We start from the raw sequence: 2622 nt of genomic DNA, 5'->3' as shown, positions 1-2622 counted from the left end.
GGGGGATTGCGTGGTAACCCATTCGGCAGGGGCGGGTGGCTTGCGGTAGAAGCCCACGCCTTTGCGCCACAGGGTCAAGGCATGCCAGTGGATGCGGGCGATGACGGCAAGGCTGTGCCAACGGTAGCGCCACAGCAGTGTGGTCCATCGGCCTGGGGTGGCACGGCTCAGATGGCCGCTGACGCTGGTCAGCAACAGCGGACCGTCCTCGTCCTCATGCTCGATGCGCACCACGGTCCGTCCCTCCTGTCCAGCAGCGGGTGGCGTGCGCAGAAACCGAAAGCGGTATCCCCCATTTACACGGCAAAACGGCGAGACATGGAAGCGCTTGCGCGCTTGCAGGGTCTGACCCCACGCGGGCGCGTCGAGCAGGTAACAGTGCCGCTCGCCAAAAGTGTTGTTGACCTCGGCCACCACAGCGCGCAATGACCCGTCGGCCCGATGGCAATACCAAAAGCTCACTGGCTTGAAGACATATCCCAGCACCCTCGCGTAGGTGTGTAGCCAGACCGGGCCATCGACATCGGTGATGCCATGGCGCGCGAGCAACTCATGCAGCCAGGCCAGGGCACCACCCGCTTCGGGACCGCGCCCATCGCCATGGTCGCGATCATGGAAGCTGATCGGCGCGGCGCGGTTGACCGCCAGCCCGGCTTCGGCCGCTGCTTCGGCCAGTCGGTGCATGGGCAGCAGCAAAAACCAAGTGCGGTGCGCAAAGGCGTGCTCGCGCGGGCGCAGGCGCCGGTGACGCACCCAACCCTCGCCGATCAAAACGGCGTCGGCGGGCTGCGGTGTGGGCGTCGCGCGCATGGGGGCCTCCTTGGCCATGCCAGCTTCAGGCGGCAGCCCGCTGCGCATGCAGTCGGGATTGCAGCGCATCAGCCACGGCCAAACCGGCCTTGAGGCCGTCTTCGTGGAATCCATAGCCAGTCCACGCTCCACAGTACCATGTGTGCCACTGCCCCTGCAAGTGCGGCACGGCTCGCTGCGCGGCGATCGCCGGACCGTCAAAAACCGGGTGGTGGTATTCGAACTCGGCCAAAATGCAATCGGCTGCGATCGGTCGCACGGGGTTGAGCGACTCCACCACGGGCTGGGCGAAGGGCAGGGGCTGCAGCACGTTCAGCCAGTAGTGCAGGCAGACCCGCGACGACTCGCGCTGCGTATCCGGGGCGCGTTCGTAGTTCCAGGCCGACCAGACAGCCCGCCGCTGGGGCAGCACCGCGGTATCGGTGTGCAGCACGGCGCGGTTGGGCTGGTAGCGAATGGCGCCCAGCACCGCGCGTTCTTGGGCGCTGGGGTGGGCCAGCAGGGCCAAGGCCTGATCGCTGTGGGTGGCAATCACCACCTCATCAAAGCGCTCGGCGCCCGCGTCGGTAAAAACCGTGGCGCCTGCCACATCCCGCTCAATACGGCGCACGGGCGTGGAGCGCCGGGCGTCCGGAATGCGCGCGACGATGCGCTCGACATACTGCCGTGCCCCGCCGGCCACGGTATACCACTGCGGCCGATCGTTGACCTGCAGCAGGCCATGGTTGTGGCAAAAACGAATCATCGTGGCCACGGGAAAGCGCAGCATCTGGTCGGTCGGACAACTCCAGATGCAGCCGATCATCGGTAAAAAATACCAATCGCGAAACGCCGTGCCAAAGTCGTGCGCCTGTAAAAACTCCCCGAGCGGTTGTTGCAGGTCGGCTTCCTGGCCTTGTTCAGCCAGCCGGGTGCACAGGCGGTTGAAGCGCAACAAATCGGCCAGCATCTTCCAAAAGTGCGGGCGCATCCAGTTGCGCCGCTGCGCAAACACGGTGGTCAGCGAGGCGCCGCCCCATTCGAGGGCCGGGCCGTGCGCGCTGGCTGGCACCTGCACCGAAAACGACATGTCCGACGGAGCCGTCGGCACACCCAGCTCCGCCAGCAGTGCGATCAGGTTCGGGTAAGTCCGCTCGTTGAACACCAGAAAGCCCGTATCCACACCATGGGTGACCGGGCGGCCCTGCGCATCAGGCAGGGTGATGTCCACCGTGTGCGTGTGCCCACCGAAGTAGTCGTTGGCCTCGAACAAGGCGACATGGGCCCGACCGCACAGGCGATGCGCAACCGCCAAGCCCGAGATACCCGATCCGACGATGGCGACTTTCATGAACGAGCTCCTGCTGCGGTGGGCAGATCCGCATCTGCTTTGTCCTAGACAAGTACCATTGTAGGCTTCGTTGACCACTTGTGCATGTCCAGGTTCCCGTCATGAACACCGCGCCTGCATCTCCCTCATCTTCCACCGGTGCGCCGATGGCCCTTTGGGCGATTGCGGATGTAGAGCGAGAAACGGGCATCGGTAAGGATACCTTGCGCGTGTGGGAGCGCCGCTACGGCTTTCCGGCGCCGCAGCGCGACGAACGCGGGGACCGGCTGTACGACGCGGAACAATTGAGTCGGCTGCGCCTGATTCGGCGCCTGCTGGATGCTGGGTACCGTCCAGGACGCGTGGTGGGACTGCCGCGCGATGCCTTGGAAGCCTTGGCCGCGTCGGCTTTGGCGCAAAACCTGGCTGCGCCCCAGCATTTACCGGGCTCAGCGGGCGAGCCGGATCATATGGCGGATGACCAGCTCGCACCCTGGATGGCT

3 protein-coding genes are annotated in these 2622 nt (G+C 65.4%); 1 reads left to right on the top strand and 2 read right to left on the bottom strand.

Going from position 1 to position 2622, the window contains the following annotated elements; genetic code table 11:
* Positions 1–810, bottom strand: an 810-nt coding sequence (locus P3W97_RS03515) for a DUF1365 domain-containing protein (RefSeq protein WP_300843831.1), incomplete at its 3' end; no start/stop codon positions are given.
* Between the two features lie 25 nt (positions 811–835).
* Positions 836–2140: an FAD-dependent oxidoreductase gene (locus P3W97_RS03510; protein WP_300843829.1), complete on the bottom strand. Its 1305-nt coding sequence runs from the start codon at positions 2138–2140 to the stop codon at positions 836–838.
* Positions 2141–2241: 101 nt separating this feature from the next.
* Here P3W97_RS03510 and P3W97_RS03505 point away from each other — a divergent pair.
* On the top strand, positions 2242–2622 hold a 381-nt coding region (locus tag P3W97_RS03505), incomplete at its 3' end, for a MerR family transcriptional regulator (protein WP_300843827.1).

The sequence above is a fragment of the Tepidimonas sp. genome, from assembly GCF_029335975.1.
Classification (GTDB): domain Bacteria; phylum Pseudomonadota; class Gammaproteobacteria; order Burkholderiales; family Burkholderiaceae_C; genus Tepidimonas.
This window is presented reverse-complemented; position numbering and strand designations above follow the sequence as displayed.

Bases quoted from the DNA above. Each gene is read 5' to 3' on its own strand.
- P3W97_RS03510 (WP_300843829.1), bottom strand. From the start codon at position 2,140: ATGAAAGTCGCCATCGTCGGATCGGGTATCTCGGGCTTGGCGGTTGCG.